A 26,095-nucleotide genomic window follows, 5' to 3' on the forward strand; every position below is an offset into this window, starting at 1 on the left:
TTATGTCGGGAAATACATTTGGTAAACTGTTCACCGTAACCACATTCGGTGAGAGCCATGGGGCTGCTCTGGGGTGCATTATCGATGGCTGCCCTCCGGGCCTTGAACTATCAGAAGCCGATATGCAGAAGGATCTGGACCGCCGCAAGCCTGGGACTTCCCGCCACACCACGCAGCGGCGTGAGGCGGATGAAGTGCGCATTCTCTCTGGTGTGTTCGAGGGTAAAACCACCGGGACGCCGATTGGCCTGATCATCGAGAACACCGACCAGCGCTCCAAGGATTACTCCAAGATTTCCGAACAGTTTCGTCCGGCGCACGCCGACTACACCTACACGCATAAGTATGGTGTACGGGATTATCGGGGTGGTGGCCGGTCATCGGCCCGCGAAACGGCCATGCGTGTTGCCGCCGGCGCGGTCGCCCGAAAGTTTCTTGAGCAGCGTCTGGGCATTCGCATTCGTGGCTACCTGTCTCAGCTTGGGCCGATCAAGGCGGAAAAGCACGATTGGGATCAGGTGCACCAGAACCCCTTCTTCTGTCCGGACGCCGACAAGGTGCCAGAAATGGAAGCCTATATGGATGCCCTGCGCAAAGAAGGGGATTCCATCGGTGCCCGCATTAACGTCGTCGCTGATGGTTTGCCGCCGGGACTGGGTGAGCCGATTTTTGATCGGTTGGACGCAGACTTGGCCCACGCACTGATGAGCATCAACGCGGTAAAGGGTGTGGAAATCGGCGCCGGGTTTGGCTGCATTGATCAGAAAGGCACTGAACACCGGGATGAAATGACGCCGGAAGGGTTCTTGTCCAATCATGCGGGCGGCGTGCTCGGCGGAATTTCCTCCGGCCAGCCGATTGTTGCCAGCATTGCGTTGAAGCCCACATCCAGCCTGCGTTTGCCGGGCCGGAGTATTGACGTGCATGGTAATCCGGTTGAGGTGATTACCACCGGTCGCCACGATCCCTGTGTGGGCATTCGCGCCACGCCCATCGCCGAGGCCATGATGGCCATCGTGTTGATGGACCATTACCTGCGCCACCGGGGGCAGAATGGCGATGTGGAAGTGAGCACTCCGGTCATCGGCCAGCTTTGATCAAAGGGAGGCGACACCATCTACTGGCGGCTGTCTAACCTCTACTTCTGGTTCTTCGCCCTCCTTGGAGGGCTTTTACCTTATTGGTCCCTCTACCTGGAGGGGCAGGGGTTTTCCTACCTGCAAATCGCCACTTTGATGGCGACCATTCAGCTCACCAAAATTGTCGCGCCAAGTGTCTGGGGCTGGCTGGGGGATCGTTCCGGCCAGCGGGTGCGATTGGTCCGTTTTGGCGCCATTACCGGCTCGCTGTTCTTTGCCGGCGTGTTCATGGAACCCGGGTTCTATGGCCTGCTTCTGGTGATGCTGGCCTTCACCTTCTTCTGGAACGCGATCCTGCCGCTGTATGAGGTGATTACCCTACGGGCACTTGGCACGAGGAAAGACAAGTACGGCAAGGTTCGGCTCTGGGGCTCGGTGGGTTTTATCGGTGCCGTGGCTGTCGTGGGAGCCATTTTGGAGTGGGTTCCGGTCAGTTATCTGCCCTGGCTGCTGTTGCCCGTCTTTGCGGGCATCGCGGTATCGGCGTTTCTGGTGCCTGCAGAGCGGGGCGAGCGTAAACCGCCGGCTCCCAAAGGCAGCCTGAAAGCCATCGTCACCCATCCTGCTGTGATTGCCTTCTTCCTGATGAATTTCCTGCTGCAGGTATCTCACGGTGCCTACTACACCTTCTTCAGTATTCATCTGGAACAACATGGATACGGCAAGCTGTCGATTGGCTTGCTCTGGTCACTGGGTGTGCTGGCGGAAATAGGACTGTTTCTGGTGATGCACCGGTTGTCGCATCGGTTCAGTGTGCGCCAGATTGTTATCGGGGCTCTGTTCCTGACCATGATTCGCTGGATACTCATTGCCGAATTGACCATGGTCGTGCCCATACTTATCTTCGCCCAGCTGCTTCACGCAGCGTCCTACGGTGCGTTGCATGCGATTTCTGTGCAATACATTCAGGGGTTCTTTGGCAAGCACCATCATGGCCAGGGGCAGGCCTTGTACAGCGGCCTGACCTTTGGTGCCGGCGGTGCGCTGGGCGCCTGGATGTCCGGTTTCCTGGTGGAAGGTATCAGCACCTCCGCCGCGTTCTGGGGCGGCGCCTTCGCCATGGCCATCGCGATTGTGGTGACCTGGCGTGGTTTACAGCCAATGCCGGCACCGGGCGACCATTCTGATCATTAATTAACTGCCGATCTCTTCAGCCTCGACGATGTCAAGCAGCGCCCGGGCGCCATTGCTCAACTGGCGTCCTGTCAGTGCAACCGCGCCAAGCACCCGGGAAACCGAGTGCCCAACGTCAAGTATCCGAAGGCTGTTATCCAGCATGCTTACCGGTAGCACACTCCAGCCCAGGCCAACGCTGGTCATCATTTTAATGGTTTCCAGGTAGTTGGTGGGCATCAGAGGTTTCAGCGGCTGGTTTGCTTCCAGAAACAGCCGGCTGACCACCCGATAGGTTGCGGTACTGGTGTCCGGCAGAAGTGCCGCGTGTTTGGCCAGGTCTGCAAGGCCGGGATTGTCCAGATCTGCGAGGGGGTGTTCCGCACCGATGACGAACACCATGGGATCTGGCCATTGCACCAGTATCCGGAATTCCGGGTTCATGCTGTCGCTGAGGGTGACGAAGGCAATCTCGGCATTGCGTTTGTTCATCTGGTGGTAGGCAGCGTCGGATTCCATAAACTGGAGGTCCAGCGTTACCTGGGGGTATTCGCGCCGGTAGCGCCGGAGCCAGTTTGGCAAGTGGTGCAATCCGATGTGGTGGCTGGCGATGAGCTGGAGTTCGCCTTCTATGGTGTCGGCGTTTGGGCTGAGGGCGAGGCGGGCGTTGTGTATTTCATCAAGGATTTTGCGTGCGTGGGGCAGGAGTCTGGCGCCGGCTTCGGTGACGCGGATTTCGCGGTTGCTTCGGTCGATGAGTTTGGTGCCAAGCTGGGTTTCGAGGGCGGCGAGGCGTTTGCTGATCGCCGGTTGTGTCAGGTGCAGGGTTTCTGCGGCTTCTGAGAAGGAGCCCTGGTCGACTATGGTCAGGAAGGCTTTTAAGGCGTTTGCGTCCATTTTGGTTCTTCTCTTGCCGCTTTGTTTGGAGTTGGGAGCAGCTTCACTGAGCCCCTCCCAAAAAACGCTACGAGCACATCCATGTGCGCTTCGCTCCGGCCATCCATGGCCTACGAGATTTTTGGAAAGGTGCCCCGCAAGCCGGAACTCCAGCTTTGGGTTACAGCCTATCCCACCCAGTTGTGCCTGCCACCGAACTCGGGGAATTCATTCTGCTGTGCACTAAACACCGGGAATATTAGACCCATAACCCAAAGGAATGCAAAGAATGAAAAACATGAATTGAGGTTATTCTGGGCGAAAGAGTAAGATAGGGACATGAGAGCATAAACAGAAACCCCCAGAGAGTGAGAGAGCAACCATGGCGGGCAAGACTTTATACGACAAGTTGTGGGACGACCATTTGGTCAAACAGCGGGACGACGGCTCCGCGTTGATCTACATCGACCGGCAGTTGCTGCACGAAGTAACATCGCCGCAGGCATTTGAAGGTCTGCGCCTGGCCAACCGCAAGCCCTGGCGGATTGATGCCAACATCGCGACGCCGGATCATAACGTGCCGACCACCGATCGTGACAAAGGCATCGACGGTATTGTTGACCCGGTGTCACGCACCCAGGTGGAGACTCTGGACAAGAACTGCGACGAGTTCGGGATTCTGGAATTCAAGATCAAAGACCAGCGCCAGGGCATTGTGCACGTGATCGGGCCGGAGCAGGGGGCAACCTTGCCGGGTATGAGCATTGTCTGTGGTGATTCCCACACCTCTACCCACGGCGCCTTTGGTTGCCTGGCTCATGGTATCGGTACTTCTGAAGTTGAGCACGTGTTGGCGACCCAGTGCCTGGTTCAGAAGAAAATGAAGAACATGCTGGTGAAAGTGAACGGCAAGCTCGGCACGGGTGTGACCGGTAAGGATGTGGTTCTGGCCATCATCGGCAAGATCGGCACCGCTGGCGGTACCGGTTACGCCATCGAGTTCGGTGGTGAGGCGATTCGTGGCCTGAGCATGGAAGGCCGGATGACCATCTGCAACATGGCCATCGAAGGCGGTGCCCGCGTGGGCATGGTGGCGGTGGACGACATCACCATTGACTACGTGAAAGGCCGTCCGTTCTCGCCAAAAGGCGAAACGTGGGACAAGGCGGTTGAGTACTGGCGCACCTTGCACAGCGATGACGATGCGGTATTCGACAAGGTGGTTGAGCTGGACGGTGCCGCCATCAAGCCGCAAGTAAGCTGGGGTACGTCTCCGGAGATGGTGACCGGTGTTGATGGCAATGTGCCGGACCCGGCGAAGGAAGAAGACCCGATCAAGCGTGAAGGCATTGTTCGCGCGCTTAAATACATGGGGCTGCAGCCGAACCAGAAGATTACCGACATCCAGCTGGACCGGGTGTTTATCGGTTCCTGCACCAACAGCCGCATTGAAGACTTACGCGAAGCTGCGGCCGTGGTGAAAGGCCGCAAGGTGGCCGCCAGCCTGAAACAGGCGATGGTTGTGCCGGGTTCTGGTCTGGTGAAAGCCCAGGCAGAACAGGAAGGTCTGGACAAGATCTTCATCGAGGCGGGCCTGGAATGGCGTGATCCCGGTTGTTCCATGTGTCTGGCCATGAACGCCGACAAGCTGGGGCAGGGCGAGCATTGTGCGTCCACGTCCAATCGGAACTTCGAGGGCCGTCAGGGCTTTGGTGGGCGTACCCACCTGGTGAGCCCGGCGATGGCGGCGGCGGCAGCCGTGTCTGGCCATTTTGTTGATGTTCGTGAGTTGTTGAACTGATCCACAGGAGAGAGACCATGCGCGCATTTACGCAACACCAGGGTATTGTTGCCCCCATGGACCGTTCCAATGTGGATACGGACATGATCATTCCCAAGCAGTTTTTGAAGTCGATCAAGCGCACGGGCTTTGGCCCGAACCTGTTTGATGAGCTGCGGTATCTGGATGAAGGCAAGCCGGATCAGGACTGTTCCAATCGCCCCGTGAACCCGGATTTCGTTCTGAACCAGGAACGATACAAGAGCGCCAGTGTGCTGTTGGCTCGCAGAAACTTCGGTTGCGGTTCCAGTCGGGAGCATGCCCCGTGGGCGCTGGATGATTTCGGCTTCCGGGTGATTATTGCCCCGAGCTTTGCCGATATTTTCTACAATAACTGCTTTAAGAATGGCCTGTTACCCATTGTCCTGGATGAAGAAATAGTTGATAAGCTGTTTCAGGAGACCGAGGCTAACGAAGGCTATGAATTAACGGTGGACCTGGAAGCTCAGACAGTAACGACCCCCTCTGGTGAGTCTTACAGTTTTGATGTCGATAATTTCCGTCGTCACTGTCTGCTCAATGGCCTTGATGATATCGGTGTGACCCTTGAAGATGCCGATGCCATTCGCGCCTACGAAGATGCTCGCCGCCAGACTGCCCCCTGGTTGTTTAACGCTGGAAACTGATAAACAAGGATTTTGATATGTCCCGTAATGTGTTGCTTCTGCCGGGTGACGGCATTGGTCCGGAGATTGTTGCTGAAGCGGAAAAGGTTCTGAACAAGGTCAATGATCAGTTCAATCTTGGCCTGACCTTTGACAAGGCTCTGGTGGGTGGTGCGGCGATCGATGCCACGGACTCGCCGCTGCCGGACGAAACCCTGGAGAAGGCGCGCAATGCCGACGCCATTCTGCTGGGTGCCGTCGGCGGTCCTCAGTGGGATAGCCTGCCGATGGCCAAGCGCCCGGAGAAGGGCTTGCTGGGTTTGCGGTCCAACCTTCAGCTGTTCGCCAACCTGCGCCCTGCCATCCTGTACCCGCAATTGGCCTCCGCTTCTTCCCTGAAGCCGGAAGTGGTTTCTGGCCTGGATATCCTGATCGTGCGCGAGCTGACCGGCGGTATCTATTTTGGGCAGCCCCGCGGTGTACGCGAGCTGGAGAATGGTGAACGCCAGGGCTACAACACCTATCAATACACTGAGTCCGAGATTCGCCGCATCGGCCGCGTCGCCTTTGAGGCAGCCCAACAGCGTGGCAAGAAGCTGTGCTCAGTAGACAAGGCCAACGTACTGGAAGTAACCGTGCTGTGGCGCGAAGTCATGGAAGATCTGAAGCGGGAATACCCGGATGTCGAGTTGTCCCACATGTACGTGGATAACGCCGCCATGCAGCTGGTGCGCGCACCCAAGCAATTCGATGTGATTGTGACTGGTAACATGTTTGGTGATATTCTTTCTGACGAAGCGGCTATGCTCACCGGCTCCATCGGCATGTTGCCGTCGGCGTCGCTGAACTCTGAAAAGCAGGGCATGTACGAGCCTTGCCACGGTTCGGCGCCGGATATTGCCGGGCAGGGCATTGCCAACCCGTTGGCCACCATCATCAGTGCAGCCATGATGCTGCGTTATAGCCTGAATGAGGAAAAAGCCGCAGAAGCGATTGAAGCGGCGGTCAGCAAGGTACTGGATCAGGGGCTGCGCACCGCAGACATCATGTCAGACGGTGGTAAGAAGGTTTCAACCCGGGAAATGGGTGAAGCTGTTCTCAATGCGCTTTGAGTCAGCCCTGATTCGCTAAACCGAGACCCGACAGTGGCGCGATGCTGCCACTGCGGGATCATCCATCCTGTCCCTGCCAGCGATAACGGTAGCGGGCGGGCATAATGTGAGGTTCAAAGGTCGCACATGAAGCGAGTTGGACTTGTAGGTTGGCGTGGCATGGTGGGCTCAGTCCTCATGCAGCGCATGCGTGAAGAAAACGATTTTGCCGACATCGATCCGGTGTTTTTTACCACTTCCCAGGCGGGCAAGCCGGCCCCGGACGTAGGCAAAGAAGGCGTTCCGCCACTCCAGGATGCCTTTGATATCGACATCCTGAAAGGCATGGACGTTATCCTGACCTGTCAGGGCGGTGATTACACCTCAGCGGTTTACCAGAAGCTGCGCGATGCAGGCTGGAACGGCTACTGGATTGACGCGGCATCGTCCCTGCGGATGGTGGATCACTCCGTCATTGTGCTGGATCCGGTTAACCGCAACGTGATTGATGCGGCCCTGGACAAAGGCGTAAAAGATTATATCGGCGGTAACTGCACCGTGAGCCTGATGATGCTGGCCCTGGGTGGTCTGCTGGAGCAGGATCTGATCGAATGGGTCTCTCCGATGACCTATCAGGCGGCGTCCGGTTCCGGTGCCCAGAACATGCGGGAACTGCTGAATCAGATGGGCGCGCTGAACGAGAGCGTCAAGTCCGAGTTGGCGGACCCTTCCTCGGCCATTCTGGAAATCGACCGCAAGGTAACCGATACCATGCGTTCCGGTGATTTCCCCACCGAGCACTTCGGTGTGCCCCTGGCGGGCAGCCTGATTCCGTTTATCGACAAGCAGCTCGATAACGGCATGAGCAAGGAAGAGTGGAAGGCGGGCGTTGAGACCAACAAGATTCTTGGCCGCAGCGATAATCCGATTCCGATTGACGGTATCTGTGTTCGTATCGGCGCCATGCGCTCCCACAGTCAGGCACTGACCATCAAGCTCAAGAAAGACCTGTCGGTTGCCGAGATCGAGGGTATTCTGGCTAAGGCGAACGATTGGGTAAAAGTCGTTCCGAATGATCGTGATGCCACCATGGAGGAGCTCACGCCGGCGAGGGTGACTGGTACCCTGAGTATCCCCATCGGCCGAATCCGCAAGTTGTCCATGGGCCCGGAATACATTTCCGCGTTTACTGTGGGTGATCAGTTGCTGTGGGGTGCCGCCGAGCCCCTGCGTCGCATGCTGCGGATTCTGCAGGAACGTTAAATAGTGTTACACAGTGGTAATTAATGCCAACTGTGTCCGGTTTTTCGTATGCCGGAGTGGGGCGGAGGCTGATTTCAGCGTCCGCCCCTGTTATTTTCAGGGCTGTTAAGGAGTTCCGCCCGATTGGTAAAAAAACGGTGCAAGGATTGCGGCTGATTGATTGATAAAAGAGGCTTTATCAACAATACTTGCCAAACTGAACGGTATAATTGCGATATAACAACGAGAACTAAAAAGACGGAAGTCATCCAACCTCGTCCGATTCTGTTGAGATACAGCAGTAAAGAATAACGGAGACTGGAAAGGAAAAAGCATGAAGGTACGCAAGCTTGCGGTTGCCATGGCGCTGGCGGGAGGGCTCGGTTCCGGTGTCGCTCAGGCGTTGGGGCTGGGGGAAATTGAACTGCAGTCCTGGCTGAATGAGCCCCTGGATGCGGAAATATCACTCCGTGAAAGTCGTGGGGTGGATCCCGGTGATGTATTTGTTAATGTTGCACCGGAAGCCGCTTATCAGCGGATTGGCATAGATCGCCACCAGTTTCTGAGCAGGCTGAGGTTTGAGGTGGTTACCGCTTCCGACGGCAGTCTCGTTGTTAACGTCTCTTCCCGGGAGCCGCTCCGGGAACCTTACCTGAATTTCCTGTTGGAGCTAACCTGGCCCAATGGCCGACTGATGCGGGAATATTCGGTGCTGGTAGATCCACCAGTGTATGCCGAAGATTCCGGTGTTCAGGAGCAGGTGAGTGCGCCTTCGGCAGCGCCAGCAAGTCCAAGACAGGCAGCGCCCCGTAGCCAGGAGTCTGTGCGTCGCCAGGCCCAGGCAGAGAGTTCACTTGCCAGGGGCTATCAGGCTGACACGTTCGGCCCTACCGGCCCGTCAGACACACTCTGGACCATCGCCCAGCGCGTTCGCCCGGACAACTCTGTGTCCATGCAGCAGGTTATGCTGGCCCTTCAGGACCAGAACCCCAATGCCTTTATGGGCGGCAACATCAACCGGTTGAAGCGTGGTGAGGTGCTGAGAGTTCCGACCATGGAACAGATTCGCAGCCGGAGCCAGGCAGAAGCCAGCCGCGTTGTCGCACAGCAAAACGAAGCGTTCCAGTCCCGCACCGTTGATGCTACCCGTACCGCTGAAGCTGAATCAGCCCCGGCGCCGACCCAGGCTGGCGCTGCCGGCGACGAGCTGCGCTTGCTGGTCGCCGATGGCGAATCCCGTGACGTCACCGAAGGTGGTTCTGCCGGTGGCGATGGCGACTTGCCGGGCGGCAGTGACGTAGGCTCTGCGGTAGCAATGGAAGAGTTGGAAGCCACGCGCCGCGAAAACGAGGAACTGAACAGCCGGTTGTCTGATCTCCAGGATCAGGTAGCCACACTTCAGCGGCTGCTGGAACTCAAGAACAGCCAGCTTGCAGATTTGCAGGGCATGACGGCTGAAGAGGCCGCTGCGGCAGATGGGCTTGCGATTTCTGAAGGCGAGCAGCCCGCAGAAGAATTGGTACAGGAAGACGGCGCTGACGATGCCGCTGTGGCGGATCTGGAGCCGAGCGACGACATGTCAGTGGCTGCCGGCGACGAACAGGCTGTCATGGACGATGCGGTTGAGGAACGTGCTGATGACGAAACGGCCCGTGTGGAGGCCGCACAATCAGCCGATGAAGCCGCTGCGCGGGAAGAAGATGAGACCGAGGTGGCCGCTGCACCAGCTGCGGATCAGCCCCGTGAGCAGCCTCGCCAGCCAGCTCCGGTTGCTCCTCCGGCAGCGGAAAAGGGTTTTCCTGGCAATGTGATTCAGGCGATTTCCAATAACCCGATGTATCAGATCGCCTTGGGGGGCGGTCTGGTGCTGTTGCTATTGCTGCTCCTGTTAGTTGCACGACGGAACGCCAATCGCGAAAAAGCCTTTTACGACCAGCTGAACAGTGAGGACGGTAGTGAAGGTGATTCCTTCGACCTGAGCCTGGAAGAAGAATCCGGTGATCAGCAAGAAGGTGCTGATGCTCTGGCAGAGGCGGAGACCTACATCGCATACGGTCGTCATGATCAGGCGGCGCAGGTGCTTGAAACGGCTATCTCCCGCGAGCCGAGCCGCACGGACCTCAGGCTTAAATTGCTTGGTGTGTACGCGGATGGCCAGGATCGTGAATCCTTCGAGAAGCAGTTTGGCGAAATCGAAGCCCTGGACGACGAAGCCGCTATCGAGCAGGCTGCCGCTCTTCGTGAGCGTCTTGAAGAAGCCGAGGCCACGCCGAGCATTGACGAGCTTGAGTCTCAGCTGCGTTCCGATTCCTTCAGCACTGCGGTGGCCGGGGAAAATGGCGCCGACAAGGATTCAGAGCTTGATATGACCGGTGAGTTGCCGTCGGATGAGGAATGGCAGCTTTCGGATGATCTGAAGGCCGATGAATTCGAGGCGAGTGAAGAGCCGGAATTGGAAAATGAATTCGGAGAGCTGGAATCAGACGTCGAGAAAGAGACTGACGATTCGGACGACTTGATCGAATACGATCTGTCGAACCTCGATTCATCCGATCAAGACGGGACAGACGACCTCGAATCCAAGGAAGAGACGGATTTCTCGTCTCTTGAGATGGAGCTTGATGACACCGGCCCAGCGAAATCTGAAGAAGAGGATCTGAGTTTCGATTTCGGTCTGGAAGAGGAATCTGATAAATCCGAACCGGTTATCGAGACTGAAACGGCTGAGGATGAATTGTCTGGTGATGTGGATGCTCTGGATGAATCTTTCCTTGATGAGCTGGATGCCGAGTTGGACAAGGTGGCCGGGGAAGAGGGCGAGCCTGAGGGGCTGGATCTTGATGAGTCCACTTTGGATGACCTGGAGCTTGATGTGTCTGATGAGGATCTCGCCCTGATGGAAGAGTTCTCTGAATCCGATCAGCCCGCAGGTCCGGAGCAGGAAACGACTTCTCTGGATGAAGAACTCGGCCTGGAGGACGCCTTCAGTAGCGACGAGTCGGCTGTCTCTGAACCTCAGGGTGAACAGCAGGAGTCTGAGCCGGAAGCCACTGAGCAAGAGACTGATTCCGTGGGCGACGAACTGGTTCCGCTGGCATCCGAATCTCTCGATGGAAAGCCTGAGCAGAACTCCGCGCTGGATATCGATGAGGAGTCGCTGGGTGAGGACGATGATTTCGATTTCCTTGCCGGCACGGACGAAGCCGCCACCAAACTCGACCTGGCCCGTGCCTACATCGAGATGGGGGACAGTGACGGAGCCCGTGACATCCTTGAAGAGGTGGCTCTGGAAGGAAATGATGAGCAGAAAGCGGAAGCTCAGGAGCTCCTTAAAAATCTCTCCTGATCCGTTATAATCTCGCTATATCGGCAACAGCGCCGGCCATAGGGCCGGCGCTTTGTTTTTCAGTAAACCCTTTTCAGCGGATCGATTCTTGTTTCTCAATTCTGAGCCCTTGACCACAGATAACGCGATCGGAAACGGTCGGGTTGCCATTGCGTTCGAATATGACGGTCGTGGATTTCATGGCTGGCAACTTCAGAAGAGTGGCGTCCGGTCGGTAGAAAGTGAGCTGGCCAAGGCCGTGTCCCGGGTAGCGGACCATCCTGTTGATCTTGTGTGTGCAGGACGCACAGATGCACGTGTCCACGCCAGCTTCCAGGTGGCACATTTCGATACCTCCTCGGTCAGGAACCTGCGGTCCTGGGTGATGGGCATGAACACTGCGTTGCCGGATGATATCTCAGTACATTGGGCGGGTAACGGGGTGGCAGATTTTCACGCCCGATTCTCTGCAGTATATAGGCGTTACCGATATGTTATTCTGAATCGCCCAGTCCGGCCGGGAATTCAACGAGGACAAGTCAGTTGGACGTTTCGCCCACTGGAGGTTTCGAGTATGCACAGGGCCGCTCAGGCGCTGGTTGGTGAACACGACTTCAGCTCGTTCCGTGCGGCCGGTTGTCAGTCCAGAACGCCCGTTCGTTATCTTGAACGGATTTCGGTAACCCGAAAGGGCGACTATGTCGTAATAGATGTGCAGGCAAATGCTTTTCTGCATCATATGGTGCGCAACATTGCCGGGGCCTTGATGGCCGTGGGGGCGGGCAAGCAGCCTGAATCATGGATTGGTGAGGTGCTGTCCAGCAGGGATCGCAAGTTGGCGGGAGTTACCGCACCACCTGATGGGCTCTATCTTGTTGATGTTGGGTATCCGGAGCAGTACGGAATACCGCGGGCTCTGTGTGGCCCTGTTTTTGTAAGCCCCTGGTTCACAGACGGTGAAAACCGTCCCATTGATCCATCGCACATTCATCCCAAACAACCGGTGTCAGAAGCATGACCACCCGTGTGAAAGTTTGCGGCTTGACCAGGCCCGAAGATATTGACGCCGCGGTAAGGTGTGGCGCCGATGCCATTGGCCTGGTTTTCTATGAGCCGAGCCCGCGTTGGGTCACTATTAAGCAAGCGATTGCCCTGGCCGAACGAGTCCCAGCTTTTGTGACGCTGACCGGTTTGTTTGTGAATGCAGATGTCCGCTTCATCGAGACTGTGCTGGCTCAGGTTCCGTTGGACCTACTTCAGTTCCACGGCGATGAATCACCGAATTTCTGTGCCAGCTTCGGCCGCCGCTGGATTAAAGCGGTGAGGGTTCGCGAAGAAGGGCAGATAGAGCAAGCCTTTGGCGACTATCGCAAGGCGTCAGGGCTGTTGGTCGATGCCTGGGACCCCGAGCGTTATGGGGGCACTGGCCAGTCCTTTAACTGGACACTGATTCCTGAACATCGGCCTATGCCCCTGATATTGGCCGGTGGGTTGTCTTCTGCTAACGTAGCCCGCGCCATTGAAGAAGTCAGGCCCTGGGCTGTCGACGTAAGCGGAGGGGTGGAGCAGAGCAAGGGCAAGAAAGACGCCACCAAACTATCCGATTTTATGAAAGAGGTTCACCGTGTCTGTAAAACTGACTGAAGAGATGTTGAAGGCGCTTCCGGATGCGAAAGGTCACTTCGGTGCCTTCGGTGGCCGGTTTGTTTCAGAAACCCTGATGGACTCGCTGATGACGCTGGAGAAAGAGTATCTCCGGCTGAAAGATGATGCCGAATTCCAGGCCACTTTCGATAAAGACCTGGCGGACTACGTGGGGCGTCCCAGTCCATTGTATTTTGCCGAGCGACTGACCCGGGAAACCGGTGGCGCCCAGATCTGGCTGAAGCGTGAAGACCTGAACCATACCGGTGCTCACAAGGTGAACAACACCATTGGTCAGGCCCTTCTGGCCAGTTTCCTGGGCAAGAAACGAATTATTGCAGAAACAGGGGCTGGGCAGCATGGTGTGGCAACCGCAACAGTCTGCGCTCGGCTCGGGCTTGAGTGCCATGTGTTCATGGGGGCGGAAGACGTCAAACGCCAGTCGCTCAACGTCTACCGGATGAAGCTCCTCGGGGCCACCGTGCATGCGGTCCAGAGCGGCACCAAAACCCTGAAAGATGCCATGAACGATGCTATGCGTGACTGGGTGGCCAATGTTGATGAAACGTTCTATATCATCGGTACCGTGGCCGGCCCGCATCCGTATCCATTGCTGGTTCGCGATTTTCAGTCGGTGATTGGCCGCGAAACCCGTCGCCAGGCCCTTGAGCAGGCGGGTAAACTGCCGGATGCACTGGTAGCCTGTGTTGGCGGCGGTTCCAACGCCATCGGTATGTTCTACCCATTCCTGTCTGATGAAAACGTTGAGCTTTACGGCGTTGAAGCAGGGGGGCTGGGTATCGAAACCGGGCAGCACGCAGCACCTTTGTGCGCCGGGCGCCCGGGGGTTCTTCACGGTAACCGTACCTACTTGATGGAAGACGACAACGGACAGATAGCTGCGACCCATTCGGTCAGCGCCGGCCTGGATTATCCGGGCGTAGGCCCGGAGCATTCCTGGTTGAAAGACATCGGTCGCGCCAATTACGTTTCGGTCACCGATGACGAAGCGCTGGACGGTTTCCGAAAGCTGACCCGGGTTGAGGGTATTATGCCGGCTCTGGAAACCGCCCATGCGGTTGCCTACGCGCTTAAACTGGCTGCAACCATGGACAAGGACAAGATGATCGTGATCAATATCTCCGGCCGTGGCGACAAGGATATTCACACCATTGCCCAGTTGGATGGCATTGAGATCTGAAGGTATCAGGAGCAGGCATGAGCCGAATTGAAGGTGTACTGAAATCATTGAAAGAGCAGGGTCGTAAGGCGCTGATTCCGTATATCACCGCCGGTGACCCTGATCCGGGGCAGACCGTCAGCCTGATGCACACGCTGGTGGATGCTGGCTCGGACATCATTGAGCTGGGCGTGCCTTTTTCCGATCCCATGGCGGACGGGCCCGTTATCCAGCTTGCCTGTGAGCGGGCCCTGGTGCATGGCACGTCCCTGCGCCAGGTGATCGGGATGGTCAAGGAGTTCCGGAAGACCAATGCCACCACACCCGTGGTACTGATGGGCTATCTGAACCCTATGGAGGCCATGGGCTACGAGGCGTTTGCGGACGCCGCCGCGGACGCCGGTGTCGATGGGGTCCTTACGGTTGACCTGCCGCCTGAAGAGGCCGAGGACGTAGCGCCGCTGTTCTCTGCACGGAACATGGATCCTATTTTCCTGCTGGCACCCACGACCACGGATGAGCGCATAAAGGCAATCAGCGAACACTCATCCGGTTATGTGTACTATGTTTCAATCAAGGGCGTGACCGGGTCGGCAACCATCAATGTTGATGAAGTGGCGAAAAAAGTGGCCCACGTGCACGAGCTGACGGCGCTGCCGGTGGGTGTCGGTTTCGGAATCCGGGATCCGGAGACAGCTGCCGCCGTTGGCAAAGTATCCGATGGTGTAATTGTCGGCAGCGTACTGGTCGATACAATAGCCCGACACCAGACAGATCCGGAAGCCCTGGCCAAGGCGCTGACCGATCTGTTGCACCCGATGCGTGAAGCCCTGGATAGCCTGGCGTCCTGACGGGCCGGCCTCCAGGCATCATAGGACAGGATGAAAGCATGAGTAACTGGCTGGACAAGATCATGCCGAGCAAGATTCGCTCGGAATCGCGGCAACGTACCGGGGTGCCGGAAGGGTTGTGGAAGAAATGCCCCAAGTGCGGGGCGTTTTTATACAAGCCTGAGCTCGAGAAAAATCTGGACGTCTGCCCGAAATGTAACCATCACCTGCGCGTGTCTGCCCGGCGCCGGCTGGACATCTTCCTCGACAAGGACGGCCGCGAGGAAATAGCCGCATCGCTCGAGCCTTCAGATCGTCTCAAATTCAAGGACAGTAAACGCTACAAAGACCGCCTGGCAGCGGCCCAGAAGGCAACGGGGGAGAAAGACGCGCTGGTTGCGTTTAAGGGCTCAACCATGGGCGTTCCGCTGGTGGCCTGTGCGTTCGAATTCAACTTCCTGGGTGGTTCCATGGGCCAGGTGGTTGGCGAGAAGTTTGTGCAGGCGGCGAACGTTTCCCTTGAGCACCGTATTCCCCTGGTCTGCTTTTCGGCCAGCGGTGGCGCGCGCATGCAGGAGGCCATTCTGTCGTTGATGCAGATGGCAAAGACGGCTGCTGTTCTGGAGAAGCTCAAGCAGGAAGGTATTCCTTACATTTCGATCATGACGGATCCGGTGTTTGGTGGGGTATCCGCCAGTCTCGCGATGCTGGGTGATCTGAACATAGCCGAGCCTTATGCCCTGATTGGTTTTGCGGGCCCCAGGGTAATCGAGCAGACCGTCCGCGAGAAGTTGCCTGAAGGTTTTCAGCGTAGTGAATTCCTGCTGGAACACGGTGCTATTGACATGATTCTGCACCGGCACCAGATGCGCGAACGGGTTGCACACGTTCTGGCGAAGTTTACTGGCCAGGAAAAGCCCGGTACAGAAGCGCCCATCGAGTTCGAGATCACGGAAAAACCCGACACAGATGAACCCTCCCAGCACTGACGCAAGGCCTGCGCCGGTCCCTCCCGGGGCCGGTGCCTCCGTTGAACAGTGGCTTCAGTACCTGGAAGCCATCCACCCCACCGAAATTGACCTTGGTCTGGATCGTGTCCTGATGGTTTTGCGGCGCCTGTTTCGGCGAAAGCCCGCGGCCCGAATCATCACCGTAGCGGGTACCAACGGCAAAGGTACAACCGTAGCCACGCTTGAATCCTTGCTGAGGGCGGCGGGGAGAACGACCGGCGCCTACACGTCTCCCCATCTCCAGCGTTACAACGAGCGGGTTAGGATCAACGGTCAGGATATCAGTGACGCAGCCTTGATATCGGCCTTCGAACAAGTCGAAACGGCGCGAGGTAAGGTTTCTCTGACCTATTTTGAATTCGGAACCCTCGCTGCCTTTGTCGCGCTTGCCGAGGCAGGCGTCGATGATTGGATTCTGGAGGTGGGCCTGGGTGGGCGCCTGGATGCCGTTAATGTGCTGGATGCTGACTTCGCGGTGATCACCTCCATTGATATCGACCATATCGGATTTCTGGGGGATAACCGGGAAGTGATCGGTTTCGAAAAGGCGGGTATTTTGCGGCCCGGAATAACAGCGGTTTGTTCGGATCCCCATCCGCCCGCTTCGATTCTGCAGCAGGCTGCGGCGCAGAAGGTCAACCTCCTCGTGACCGGGCGGGATTACCAACTGACAGCCGGAACCGACAGCGTTCAATTAGCGGTGGCTGGTCATAACATTAGCCTTCCCTCCGGCCCATTGCCCGTTGAAAGTGTCGCAGCAGCAGTTGTGCTGGCTCGGATTCTGGAGCCAGACATGCCCGTCCACGTGTTGGCCGATACGGCGAGGTCCGTGACTGTGCCGGGGCGCTTTGAGCGCTTGGCCAGCACCCCGAATGTCATTGTCGACGTTGGCCACAATCCGCATGCTGCGCATTGGCTGGCGCAACGGTTTGGAGATCGCCGTTCACGGCAGGGAAGGGTGCTGGGTATATATGCAGCCCTGGCAGACAAAGACGTGGAGGGTGTGATGCGGGCCATGGCTCCGGCGGTTGATCATTGGTGGTTTGCAGGCCTCGATGTGCCGCGCGGTCTGTCTGTGGGCAACTTGGTGGAGCGGGCACAAACGTCTGGAATTACTGACTATGCTGTCGCAGATACGGTTGCCGATGCCTTGTCGGCAGCGATGGCGAAGGCCGGTCAGGATGACACCGTAGTCGTGTTCGGTTCGTTCTACACCGTTGCCGAGGCGCGAGCCCGACTGCTCGGTGGAGTCTCTTAAACTTTGTCCATGGCAGGTACCGGGGCTTTGTGTTAATGGCAGCCGGCGGTTAGTATCGGTATCAAACTGGTAGGTAAAGGGAGCCCTTTCTCGTGAACGGATTGAAACAAAGGATCATTGGCGCGCTGGTTCTGGTCTCCCTGGCTGTGATTTTTGTGCCGATGATATTTGACGAGCCCCATTCCGAGCGCCAGTCCCGGCCTGTCACTATCCCAGAGGAGCCGCCATTCCCTGAAGTGGATGTTCCACCGGAGCCGGCACTTGGCGGAAGCGACTATGGTATGAATACCGCGCCTCAGGAATCCGCCACCGATCCGGCTCCCGGCTACCGACTGATCGAAGGTGTTGAGGAGTCCGCGCCAGAATTATCCAGCGCCCGCGAGCCCGCGGCTCAGGTGGCAGAACCATCTGCACCCGCGGATAGCAGTGCCGCTGGTTCACAGTCCCAGCCGCAAGTCTCTCCATCATCCGAGCCGGCACCTTCTGCCAGTCCCGCCACTGAATCCGCTGAATTCACGCGGTCGCTTGAGGGTGCCTGGGTTGTCCAGTTGGGCAGCTTTGGTAATACCGACAATGCTCGCCGGCTGCGTGACAATGTTCGGGACATGGGGTACGGCGCCCACCTTCAGCAAGTGGAGCGTGGTGACACCACGTTGACCCGGGTATTCAGCGGGCCGTTTGTCAACAAGTCCGATGCCGAGGCCGCCAAGAAAGCCCTGGACGATGCCTTCTCACTGAACAGCCTGGTCACCTCCGGCGGAAAGTAGGCCGGTGACTTGCAATTTATGAGCTTCAGGCGGTTTGGTGACGCCCGGTTTCCTGTTAGAATTCGCGCTTCCTTTTCTCCATCGGGTTTTTCATGGACGCGCTGATCTGGATTGACTGGGTCATCATTGCTCTGATTGCCGTTTCCACGCTTATCAGTCTGAAGCGGGGCTTTGTTCGCGAAGCCCTGTCGCTGGTGACCTGGGTTGGGGCATTCATCATTGCCCGCACGTTCCACCCTCAGATGCAGTCGTTGCTTGAGTCCACCGTGGAAACACCACTGGTGCGTTTGATTGCTGCCTTTGCGATTCTTTTTTTCGGCACCCTGATTGTGGGCGCTATTATCAATAATATGATTGGTCATCTGGTGCGGGCTACCGGATTGTCAGCCACCGACCGCGTTCTTGGCATGGGCTTCGGGTTGCTGCGGGGTGTGGTGGTTGTCATTGTCGGCATTGCGTTCACCCGCTACACACCGCTGGCTGAAGATACCTGGTGGAGAACGTCCGTTATGATCGACCGCCTGGCCGTGGTCGAAGACTGGTCCCGCCGAACCCTGGGCGATGAATTTGCCCGGTTCCTGGGTCCCGAAGCAGGGGCCGGGTCCAGCACCGAATCCTCAACAGAACAGGAAGGCGTGGAACCTGCGCCTGCATCCCGTTAACATTCAGATTTAATACTCGGAGAGTTTCCCAGCCATGTGCGGCATTGTCGGTATTGTCAGTACTTCAAACGTCAACCAGCTTCTTTACGATGCACTGACTGTTCTTCAGCACCGTGGCCAGGATGCGGCGGGTATTGTGACTTTTCAGGATAACCGTTTCTTTCTTCGCAAGGATAACGGGCTGGTCAGGGATGTTTTCCATACCCGGCATATGCGCAGGCTGGTGGGTAATGTCGGCATAGGGCATGTCCGTTATCCCACCGCTGGCAGCTCAAGTTCCGCCGAAGCCCAGCCGTTTTATGTGAATAGCCCCTATGGCATTACTCTGGCTCACAATGGCAACCTGACCAATGCCGATGACCTGAGCAGCGATCTGTTTCGCACCGATCTGCGCCATATTAATACTAATTCCGATTCAGAAGTGCTGCTCAATGTGTTTGCCCATGAGTTGCAGAAGCTTGGGAAACTGAACCCTACCAAAGACGAGATTTTTGCCGCCGTCCGCGCCGTGCACAAGCGCTGCCGAGGTGCCTATGCGGTTATCGCGATGATCACCGGTTACGGTATTGTCGGCTTCCGCGACCCCAATGGCATTCGCCCGGCCTGTTATGGCGTGCGGGAAAGCGAAGATGGCCAGAAAGAATATATGATTGCCTCGGAGAGCGTGGCTCTTAACGCCGCGGGTTTTGAGATCGTCCGTGATATCGCACCGGGCGAGGCGGTCTACATTGAAACCGACGGTACGCTCTACACCGAGCAATGTGCCGAGTCGCCAAAGCTGTACCCATGTATCTTTGAACACGTCTATTTTGCTCGCCCTGATTCCATTATGGACCGGGTGTCAGTTTACAAGGCACGACTGCGCATGGGTGAAACCCTTGCGGACAAGGTGCTCAGGGAACGGCCGGATCACGACATTGACGTGGTGATCCCGATCCCGGATACCAGTCGTACCTCGGCCATGCAGATGGCCTATCAGTTGGGCGTTAAATATCGGGAAGGCTTTATCAAGAACCGCTACATTGGCCGGACCTTCATCATGCCTGGTCAGAAAATGCGTAAGAAGTCGGTGCGCCAGAAGCTCAATCCCATAGATCTGGAGTTCCGTGGCAAAAACGTCATGCTGGTTGATGATTCCATCGTCCGGGGCACCACCTGCAAGGAAATCGTTCAGATGGCCCGGGACGCAGGTGCCCGGAATGTCTACTTTGCCTCAGCAGCGCCGCCTGTGCGTTTTCCCAATGTGTACGGCATTGATATGCCCTCGGCCAGCGAGCTGATTGCCCACGATCGTTCGGTGGAGGAGGTTCGGGAGCAGATTGGTGCTGACTGGCTGGTATACCAGGACCTGGAAGACCTGATTACCTGCGTAAACGATGTTAACGACGACATCGATGGCTGGGAGTGCTCGGTGTTCACCGGTGATTACGTGACCGGTGATGTCGACGAGGCCTACCTGCGCCGGCTTGAGGATCTGCGCAAAGACGAAAAGCGCTCTGGCGGGCAGATCATTGACGGTGATAATGCCATTATCGATCTCCATAATGACGAAGATTGAAACCCCAAGGCTCGTGCCAGGAGAACGCTATGACAGTCGGCCGTGAAGAACATCTCTGGATTCCCGAATCGGATCTGGACGGTATGTCAGTGGATACACTGGCAGTAAGGGCTGGGCAGGTACGTACCGGTCAGTTGGAGCACAGTGACGCCATCTTTCCAACGTCCAGTTTCGTCTATGGCAGTGCGGCACAGGCGGCAGCCCGTTTTGGTGGTGAGGAGCCTGGCAACATCTATTCCCGCTTTACCAATCCGACCGTGCAGGGTTTTGAAGCCCGTATTGCTGCCATGGAGGGCGGTGAGAAAGCGGTGGCTACGGCATCGGGCATGGCTGCCATCCTGAGTACCTGCATGTCGCTTTTACAGTCCGGTGATCATGTTATCTGCTCCCGCGGGGTGTTTGGTACCACCAACGTTCTCTTCCAGAAATACATGGCCCGGTTCGGCGTAGAGACCACCTTTGTTGGCCTGACGGATCTTGAGGGTTGGAAGGCGGCGGTCCGGCCACAAACACGGATGCTTTTTATCGAGACCCCATCCAACCCGCTTTGTGAAATTGCTGATATGGAAGCACTGTCGGCGCTTGCCAGGGCCAACGAGGCCCTGTTTGTGGTGGATAACTGTTTCTGTACGCCGGTATTGCAACGACCGCTTGAGCAAGGTGCGGATCTGGTGATCCATTCCGCTACAAAGTATCTGGATGGACAGGGACGGTGCGTTGGCGGCGTAGTGGTAGGGCCTGCCAGGTACCTGGATGAGATATACGGATTCCTGCGATCTGCCGGGCCCACCATGAGCCCGTTCAATGCCTGGGTGTTCCAGAAAGGGCTTGAAACCTTACCGATCCGTATGCGAGCCCACTGCGACAATGCGTTAGAGTTGGCGAGTTGGCTCGAAAACCAGCCAAGCGTGGAAAGGGTGTTCTACGCGGGTCTTGAAAGCCACCCCCAGCATCAGTTGGCGAAGAAGCAACAGGCCGGGTTCGGAGGTATTGTGTCGTTCCTGGTCAAAGGGGGCAGGGAAGAGGCCTGGCGATTTATTGATGCTACCAGGATGATTTCGATCACGGCGAATCTGGGCGACGTTAAAACGACCATTACCCACCCTGCAACCACGACCCATGGCCGGTTATCTCCTGAAGATAAAGATAAGGCGGGCATTACCGAGAATCTGATCCGGTTGTCTGTTGGTATTGAAGCCATTGATGACCTGAAAACCGATCTGACACGGGGTTTTCAGGCGCTGAAAGACTAAACTCACTGACGGTTTGAGCATTCATGGCGGAATCCGCTAAAGCGAAACAAGCAGCATCGACGGAACTGACAGAAAAACAACAGCGCTTTCGCCGCCTGATGGCCCAAGGGGCCAGAGAGGGTGCCGTTATCGGCATGATTGTGCTGTGCATCTATCTGGCGATGGCGCTGTTTACCTTCAGTGCGTCTGACCCCGGATGGGCCAGTATCGGCCACGACACCCGCGTGGATAACGCCGCCGGGCGCTCCGGCGCCTGGCTCGCAAGCCTGCTGGTGGACTTCTTCGGGCAGGTTTCCTGGCTTTTCCCGGTGATGATTGCCGGCTACGCTGTCATGCTGATCCGCCTCAGGCATGAGTCACTGGACCTCCATTGGCCACTGTTCATGGTTCGCTTTGGCGGTTTCCTGCTGATTTTGCTGTCTTCCACCAGCCTGCTATCCCTGTATTCGGTGTTCGGCCTTGGTGCCTCCTCCGGCGGTGTACTGGGCACAGCGGTTTCCGAAGCGATGGTGCGCTTTTTTAATCTGCCTGCCACCACGCTGTTGCTGATCGCAATCTTCCTGTTCGCCCTGACCGTGACCGTCGGCCTGTCCTGGTTCCGCTTGATGGACCATGTTGGTGGGTTGACGCTCAGAACCGGTCGTTGGCTTCAGTCGCTGTTCAAGGGCGGCGAGCGCAAGGTCAAAAGCCCTGGTGTGCCTCCTACTGCCCGTCCTGAGCCAGAGCCTCCGGTTATCAAGGACCGGGTGGCACAGACCAATCCGGTAGCAGAGAAGGCGCCTCAGAAAGACGCCTGGTGGCGCCGTTTATTCCGCCGCAAACTAAAATCGGCCGATAAAGAGACACAGAAGGACAGAAGCAAAGCTCGTAAGGAGCCGGCGATTGACGGGCTTCCTGATATTGAACCAGAACCCGCAAGACTGGAAAGTTTCAGCTCGGGGGATCGGGATGAAACGCCTCGCAAGGCGGCCGCGCCTCAGCAGCCCAAGCCTGCCAGTCGCGCTCTGAAAATCGCTCCGTTCAAGAAAGATGATCAGGGGCCAGCGGACAAGAAAACCAACAGTAAGCAGGGTTCTTTGCTGGAAGATATTGAGAGCCTGATTCCGCCGATATCGTTGCTGGACCCGCCTGAGGAGCATAAAGAGAAGGGCTACTCTGAAGAGTCCCTCGAACATATGTCCCGCCTGCTCGAAGAGAAGCTGGCGGATTTCGGCGTGACCGTTGAGGTAGTCGAGGTCAATCCCGGGCCTGTTATTACCCGGTTCGAGATCAAGCCCGCCGCCGGGGTAAAAGTCAGTAAGATTTCCAACCTGGCCAAGGATCTCGCCCGGTCCCTCGCCGTATTGAGCGTGCGAGTGGTGGAAGTTATTCCCGGAAAATCCGTGGTGGGCATCGAGATTCCCAACGAAGAGCGGGAAATCGTTCGCCTGAGCGAAGTTCTTGGGGCCCGGGTGTTTACGGAGTCGTCATCGCCGCTGACACTGGCGCTGGGTAACGATATCGGTGGTAATCCGATGGTGGCCAACCTGGCCAAGATGCCGCACCTGCTGGTGGCGGGTACGACCGGTTCCGGTAAATCGGTTGGGGTTAACGCCATGCTGCTGAGCATGCTGCTCAAGGCTAGCCCCGATGAAGTGCGCTTCATCATGGTTGATCCGAAGATGCTGGAATTAAGCATTTACGACGGCATCCCGCACCTGCTGGCACCGGTTGTGACGGACATGAAAGAAGCCGCCAATGCACTGCGCTGGTGTGTGGCTGAAATGGAGCGTCGTTACCGTTTGATGGCCAGCCTGGGCGTGCGCAACATTGCCGGTTACAACAAGAAGGTGAAGGACGCCAGAGCCGAGGGTGAGCCATTACTGGATCCTCTCTGGAAACCGGATGAATACCTGGCCAACGACGAACAGGAGCGGCCAGAGCTGGAAACCCTGCCGTTCATAGTCGTCGTTATCGACGAATTTGCCGACATGATGATGATTGTCGGTAAGAAAGTGGAAGAGCTGATTGCGCGTATTGCCCAGAAAGCCCGGGCCGCTGGTATTCACCTGATTCTTGCTACCCAGCGGCCATCTGTGGATGTGATTACCGGCCTGATCAAGGCCAATATCCCGACCCGGATGTCGTTCCAGGTGTCGTCAAAGATTGACTCCCGCACCGTGCTTGATCAGGGCGGCGCCGAGCAACTGCTGGGCCACGGCGACATGTTATACCTGCCGCCAGGTTCCGGGCTGCCGGTTCGGGTACATGGCGCCTTTGTTGACGACGATGAAGTACACCGGGTGGTCAGTGCCTGGAAAGCCCGGGGCGAGCCTGAATACGTGGACGATGTGCTGAATGGTGCCGAAGGTGAGCACCTGCCGGGCGTACCTACCCTGAGCGAAGGCGGGGCAGGCGGCGGTGACGAAGGCGACGCGCTGTTTGACGAGGCAGTGGCCTTTGTGACCGAGAACCGGCGGGTGTCGATCTCGTCCGTGCAACGCAAATTCAAGATCGGCTACAACCGTGCGGCGAACCTGGTGGATGCCATGGAAGCCTCGGGAGTGGTCAGTCCGGCGGGTCATAATGGAGCCAGGGAAGTTCTGGCACCGCCGCCGCCAAGAGACTAGGAGCAGCATATTTATGATCAGATCTGTCTATACGACGATTGCGGCGCTGTGCATGATGGCAATCACTGTCACTGCGTCGGCGGAGCAGGGCAATGGCTCCCGCGATGCCGCTGAGGAGCTGGCTTCGGTGTTGCGCAGCTACCAAACCTACCAGGCTGATTTTATCCAGATCGTGGTCAATGCAAACGGCAACCGGGTTCAGGAAACCCGCGGCTCTCTGAAGGCCAAGCGCCCCGGCCTGTTCTACTGGGAGACCGGTGCGCCATTGTCCCAGTTTATTGTCAGTGACGGCAATACAGTGGAGGTATACGACCCGGACCTTGAACAGGTCACCATTCACACCCTGGATGATCGGGTACAGACAACGCCGGCGCTGCTTTTGAGTGGCGAAGTGGATAATCTTGAAGAAACCTACGATGTGAGCGAACGCCGCATGGGTGACAATACCCGTGAGTTTACCCTGGTTCCCAGGGGCGCCGATTCCCTGTTTACATCCTTGCGCCTGAGCTTTTACAACGGTGAGCTTCAGGAAATGAGAATGGAAGATTCGCTGTCTCAACTGAGTATTCTCAGCTTTGACCGGATAACACTGAATCAGGAACTGGACAACAGTGCGTTCCGCCTGGAATACCCCGAGGAGGTGGATATTATTCGGGACGGCGCCTGATGCAGGACAACCTGTTTGAGCCCGAGGCCGGATTTCAGCCCCTGGCGGCGCGAATGCGGCCGGCCAACCTGGACGAATACGTTGGCCAGTCTCATCTGGTCGGCCCCGGAAAACCGCTCAGGCGCGCCGTAGAGCAGGGCCAACTGCATTCGATGATTCTCTGGGGGCCACCCGGAGTGGGTAAAACCACCTTTGCCCGGCTGTTGGCCAACGTGGGTGACTTGTCCTATGAAACGCTCTCTGCCGTGCTCAGCGGCGTCAAGGATATCCGGGATGTGGTCGAGCGGGCACGCAACCGCAAGCAGTCCCAGGGCAGGGACACGCTGCTGTTCGTTGACGAGGTGCACCGGTTCAATAAAAGCCAACAGGATGCCTTTCTCCCCCACATTGAAGATGGCACCTTCATTTTTGTGGGTGCCACCACGGAAAACCCCTCTTTCGAACTGAACAGCGCGCTCTTGTCGCGGACCCGCGTATATGTGCTCAAAAACCTGGACAAGCCGGACATCCTTGAGCTCCTGAATCGAGCATTGATTTCGCCAGCGGGCTTCGGCGGCACCCTTCAGGTGCCAGCCGGGGTGCTGGATAACATGGCCGAAGCCTCTGGAGGCGATGCCCGGCGTGCTCTGAACATTCTCGAGGTGGCCGCTGACCTGGCCGAGCCGGATGACAGCGGGCAGAACGCTATCACCGTCCAGACACTGGAACAGGTACTGCAAACCAGCCTGCGCCGTTTCGACAAAGGCGGCGACGTGTTCTATGACCAGATCTCCGCCTTGCACAAATCCGTGCGGGGCTCCAGCCCCGATGGTTCCCTGTACTGGCTTTGCCGTATGCTGGACGGTGGCTGTGACCCCCTGTATGTGGCGCGGCGCCTGGTGCGGATCGCCAGCGAAGACATCGGCAACGCCGACCCCCGTGCCCTGCAAATTACCATGCAGGCCTGGGATGCCCAGGAGCGGTTGGGGTCACCGGAAGGGGAGCTGGCGCTGGCCCAGGCCGTCACCTACCTGGCGCTGGCACCAAAGAGTAATGCCGTGTACGAGGCGTTCAACGAGTGCATGGCGGACATCCGAAAGGATCCTGATTACGAAGTGCCGGTGCACTTGCGTAATGCCCCTACCAAGCTGATGAAAAGCCTGGGCCACGGCGATGAATATCGCTACGCCCATGACGAACCGGACGCTTACGCGGCCGGAGAGTCTTACCTGCCTGAAGCTATCCACCAACGCCGATACTATCAGCCTGTCATGCGTGGACTGGAGATCAAACTGGCGGAAAAGCGCCAGCGTCTGGATGATCTCGATGCCCGAAGCGGCAAAAAGCGTTATTGATGTAACACTCATGCCGCAAATTACCTGGCCCTCGGCCCGGGGATGGTGGTCAGCAGAACCACGGCAGGTATAATGCCGTGATATCCATACTA

Annotated in this window: 21 protein-coding genes; 20 read left to right on the forward strand and 1 reads right to left on the reverse strand. The window is 57.3% G+C overall.

The window, feature by feature from the left end:
• Positions 1 to 2 precede the first annotated feature (2 nt).
• Both aroC and ABIE59_RS01060 read left to right on the forward strand, forming a co-directional pair.
• The gene (gene aroC, locus ABIE59_RS01055; protein WP_354443447.1) at positions 3 to 1,097 is read left to right on the forward strand and encodes a chorismate synthase; all 1,095 of its coding nucleotides are present in this window, start codon (positions 3 to 5) and stop codon (positions 1,095 to 1,097) included.
• Between the two features lie 30 nt (positions 1,098 to 1,127).
• Entirely contained in the window at positions 1,128 to 2,273 is a 1,146-nt protein-coding gene (locus ABIE59_RS01060; RefSeq protein WP_354443693.1) for an MFS transporter, read from the forward strand.
• Here the strand turns inward: ABIE59_RS01060 and ABIE59_RS01065 are convergent, their stop codons facing one another.
• Complete coding sequence (locus ABIE59_RS01065) at positions 2,274 to 3,149, reverse strand: LysR family transcriptional regulator (protein ID WP_354443449.1); 876 nt, start codon at positions 3,147 to 3,149, stop codon at positions 2,274 to 2,276.
• A gap of 361 nt (positions 3,150 to 3,510) precedes the next feature.
• Between ABIE59_RS01065 and leuC the strand changes: the two genes are divergently transcribed.
• The 18 genes from leuC to ABIE59_RS01155 all read left to right on the forward strand — a co-directional run bounded on the left by leuC (position 3,511) and on the right by ABIE59_RS01155 (position 26,003).
• Positions 3,511 to 4,929 (forward strand): 3-isopropylmalate dehydratase large subunit, encoded by a 1,419-nt coding sequence (leuC, locus tag ABIE59_RS01070; protein ID WP_354443451.1) that lies wholly within the window; start codon positions 3,511 to 3,513, stop codon positions 4,927 to 4,929.
• A 17-nt stretch (positions 4,930 to 4,946) separates the two neighbouring features.
• Positions 4,947 to 5,594 carry a 3-isopropylmalate dehydratase small subunit gene (gene leuD, locus ABIE59_RS01075; RefSeq protein ID WP_138435589.1) on the forward strand — a complete coding sequence of 216 codons (648 nt, stop codon included), beginning with the start codon at positions 4,947 to 4,949 and terminating at the stop codon, positions 5,592 to 5,594.
• Between the two features lie 17 nt (positions 5,595 to 5,611).
• On the forward strand, positions 5,612 to 6,685 hold the full coding sequence (gene leuB / locus ABIE59_RS01080) for a 3-isopropylmalate dehydrogenase (RefSeq protein ID WP_072677381.1): 1,074 nt from the start codon (positions 5,612 to 5,614) through the stop codon (positions 6,683 to 6,685).
• Between the two features lie 126 nt (positions 6,686 to 6,811).
• Entirely contained in the window at positions 6,812 to 7,927 is a 1,116-nt protein-coding gene (gene asd, locus ABIE59_RS01085) for an aspartate-semialdehyde dehydrogenase (RefSeq protein WP_354443454.1), read from the forward strand.
• Positions 7,928 to 8,240: 313 nt separating this feature from the next.
• On the forward strand, positions 8,241 to 11,252 hold the full coding sequence (locus tag ABIE59_RS01090; RefSeq protein ID WP_354443456.1) for a FimV/HubP family polar landmark protein: 3,012 nt from the start codon (positions 8,241 to 8,243) through the stop codon (positions 11,250 to 11,252).
• A gap of 88 nt (positions 11,253 to 11,340) precedes the next feature.
• Positions 11,341 to 12,249: a tRNA pseudouridine(38-40) synthase TruA gene (gene truA, locus ABIE59_RS01095; protein WP_354443458.1), complete on the forward strand. Its 909-nt coding sequence runs from the start codon at positions 11,341 to 11,343 to the stop codon at positions 12,247 to 12,249.
• A complete protein-coding gene (locus ABIE59_RS01100; protein ID WP_354443460.1) occupies positions 12,246 to 12,875 on the forward strand; it encodes a phosphoribosylanthranilate isomerase in 630 nt (209 codons plus the stop codon). The genes truA and ABIE59_RS01100 overlap by 4 nt, the downstream gene beginning before the upstream one ends.
• Positions 12,868 to 14,076 (forward strand): tryptophan synthase subunit beta, encoded by a 1,209-nt coding sequence (gene trpB, locus ABIE59_RS01105; protein WP_502915312.1) that lies wholly within the window; start codon positions 12,868 to 12,870, stop codon positions 14,074 to 14,076. The genes ABIE59_RS01100 and trpB overlap by 8 nt, the downstream gene beginning before the upstream one ends.
• A 17-nt stretch (positions 14,077 to 14,093) precedes the next feature.
• Entirely contained in the window at positions 14,094 to 14,906 is an 813-nt protein-coding gene (gene trpA, locus ABIE59_RS01110) for a tryptophan synthase subunit alpha (RefSeq protein ID WP_354443462.1), read from the forward strand.
• A 38-nt stretch (positions 14,907 to 14,944) separates the two neighbouring features.
• Positions 14,945 to 15,874 (forward strand): acetyl-CoA carboxylase, carboxyltransferase subunit beta, encoded by a 930-nt coding sequence (gene accD / locus ABIE59_RS01115; protein ID WP_354443464.1) that lies wholly within the window; start codon positions 14,945 to 14,947, stop codon positions 15,872 to 15,874.
• Positions 15,855 to 17,153 (forward strand): bifunctional tetrahydrofolate synthase/dihydrofolate synthase, encoded by a 1,299-nt coding sequence (gene folC, locus ABIE59_RS01120; protein WP_354443466.1) that lies wholly within the window; start codon positions 15,855 to 15,857, stop codon positions 17,151 to 17,153. Before accD ends, folC begins: the two co-directional genes overlap by 20 nt.
• A gap of 92 nt (positions 17,154 to 17,245) precedes the next feature.
• Entirely contained in the window at positions 17,246 to 17,920 is a 675-nt protein-coding gene (locus tag ABIE59_RS01125) for an SPOR domain-containing protein (RefSeq protein WP_354443468.1), read from the forward strand.
• 92 nt (positions 17,921 to 18,012) lie between these two features.
• On the forward strand, positions 18,013 to 18,582 hold the full coding sequence (locus ABIE59_RS01130) for a CvpA family protein (protein ID WP_354443470.1): 570 nt from the start codon (positions 18,013 to 18,015) through the stop codon (positions 18,580 to 18,582).
• 34 nt (positions 18,583 to 18,616) lie between these two features.
• Positions 18,617 to 20,140, forward strand: a complete 1,524-nt coding sequence (gene purF / locus ABIE59_RS01135) for an amidophosphoribosyltransferase (RefSeq protein WP_354443472.1) — start codon at positions 18,617 to 18,619, stop codon at positions 20,138 to 20,140.
• A 29-nt stretch (positions 20,141 to 20,169) separates the two neighbouring features.
• Positions 20,170 to 21,393, forward strand: a complete 1,224-nt coding sequence (locus ABIE59_RS01140; protein ID WP_354443474.1) for an O-succinylhomoserine sulfhydrylase — start codon at positions 20,170 to 20,172, stop codon at positions 21,391 to 21,393.
• A 23-nt stretch (positions 21,394 to 21,416) separates the two neighbouring features.
• The gene (locus ABIE59_RS01145) at positions 21,417 to 24,002 is read left to right on the forward strand and encodes a DNA translocase FtsK (protein WP_354443476.1); all 2,586 of its coding nucleotides are present in this window, start codon (positions 21,417 to 21,419) and stop codon (positions 24,000 to 24,002) included.
• A 52-nt stretch (positions 24,003 to 24,054) separates the two neighbouring features.
• Positions 24,055 to 24,669: an outer membrane lipoprotein periplasmic chaperone LolA gene (gene lolA, locus ABIE59_RS01150; RefSeq protein WP_354443697.1), complete on the forward strand. Its 615-nt coding sequence runs from the start codon at positions 24,055 to 24,057 to the stop codon at positions 24,667 to 24,669.
• Positions 24,669 to 26,003, forward strand: a complete 1,335-nt coding sequence (locus ABIE59_RS01155; RefSeq protein ID WP_354443478.1) for a replication-associated recombination protein A — start codon at positions 24,669 to 24,671, stop codon at positions 26,001 to 26,003. Before lolA ends, ABIE59_RS01155 begins: the two co-directional genes overlap by 1 nt.
• Positions 26,004 to 26,095 lie beyond the last annotated feature (92 nt).

This window comes from Marinobacter sp. MBR-99, assembly GCF_040547575.1.
GTDB lineage: Bacteria > Pseudomonadota > Gammaproteobacteria > Pseudomonadales > Oleiphilaceae > Marinobacter.

Coding starts and splice junctions, on each gene's coding strand:
- ABIE59_RS01155 (WP_354443478.1), top strand. CDS start 24,669: ATGCAGGACAACCTGTTTGAGCCCGAGGCCGGATTTCAGCCCCTGGCG.
- ABIE59_RS01130 (WP_354443470.1), top strand. CDS start 18,013: ATGGACGCGCTGATCTGGATTGACTGGGTCATCATTGCTCTGATTGCC.
- ABIE59_RS01090 (WP_354443456.1), top strand. CDS start 8,241: ATGAAGGTACGCAAGCTTGCGGTTGCCATGGCGCTGGCGGGAGGGCTC.
- ABIE59_RS01140 (WP_354443474.1), top strand. CDS start 20,170: ATGACAGTCGGCCGTGAAGAACATCTCTGGATTCCCGAATCGGATCTG.
- leuB (WP_072677381.1), top strand. CDS start 5,612: ATGTCCCGTAATGTGTTGCTTCTGCCGGGTGACGGCATTGGTCCGGAG.
- asd (WP_354443454.1), top strand. CDS start 6,812: ATGAAGCGAGTTGGACTTGTAGGTTGGCGTGGCATGGTGGGCTCAGTC.
- ABIE59_RS01065 (WP_354443449.1), bottom strand. CDS start 3,149: ATGGACGCAAACGCCTTAAAAGCCTTCCTGACCATAGTCGACCAGGGC.
- trpA (WP_354443462.1), top strand. CDS start 14,094: ATGAGCCGAATTGAAGGTGTACTGAAATCATTGAAAGAGCAGGGTCGT.
- leuD (WP_138435589.1), top strand. CDS start 4,947: ATGCGCGCATTTACGCAACACCAGGGTATTGTTGCCCCCATGGACCGT.
- folC (WP_354443466.1), top strand. CDS start 15,855: ATGAACCCTCCCAGCACTGACGCAAGGCCTGCGCCGGTCCCTCCCGGG.
- ABIE59_RS01145 (WP_354443476.1), top strand. CDS start 21,417: ATGGCGGAATCCGCTAAAGCGAAACAAGCAGCATCGACGGAACTGACA.
- lolA (WP_354443697.1), top strand. CDS start 24,055: ATGATGGCAATCACTGTCACTGCGTCGGCGGAGCAGGGCAATGGCTCC.
- accD (WP_354443464.1), top strand. CDS start 14,945: ATGAGTAACTGGCTGGACAAGATCATGCCGAGCAAGATTCGCTCGGAA.
- aroC (WP_354443447.1), top strand. CDS start 3: ATGTCGGGAAATACATTTGGTAAACTGTTCACCGTAACCACATTCGGT.
- ABIE59_RS01100 (WP_354443460.1), top strand. CDS start 12,246: ATGACCACCCGTGTGAAAGTTTGCGGCTTGACCAGGCCCGAAGATATT.
- purF (WP_354443472.1), top strand. CDS start 18,617: ATGTGCGGCATTGTCGGTATTGTCAGTACTTCAAACGTCAACCAGCTT.
- leuC (WP_354443451.1), top strand. CDS start 3,511: ATGGCGGGCAAGACTTTATACGACAAGTTGTGGGACGACCATTTGGTC.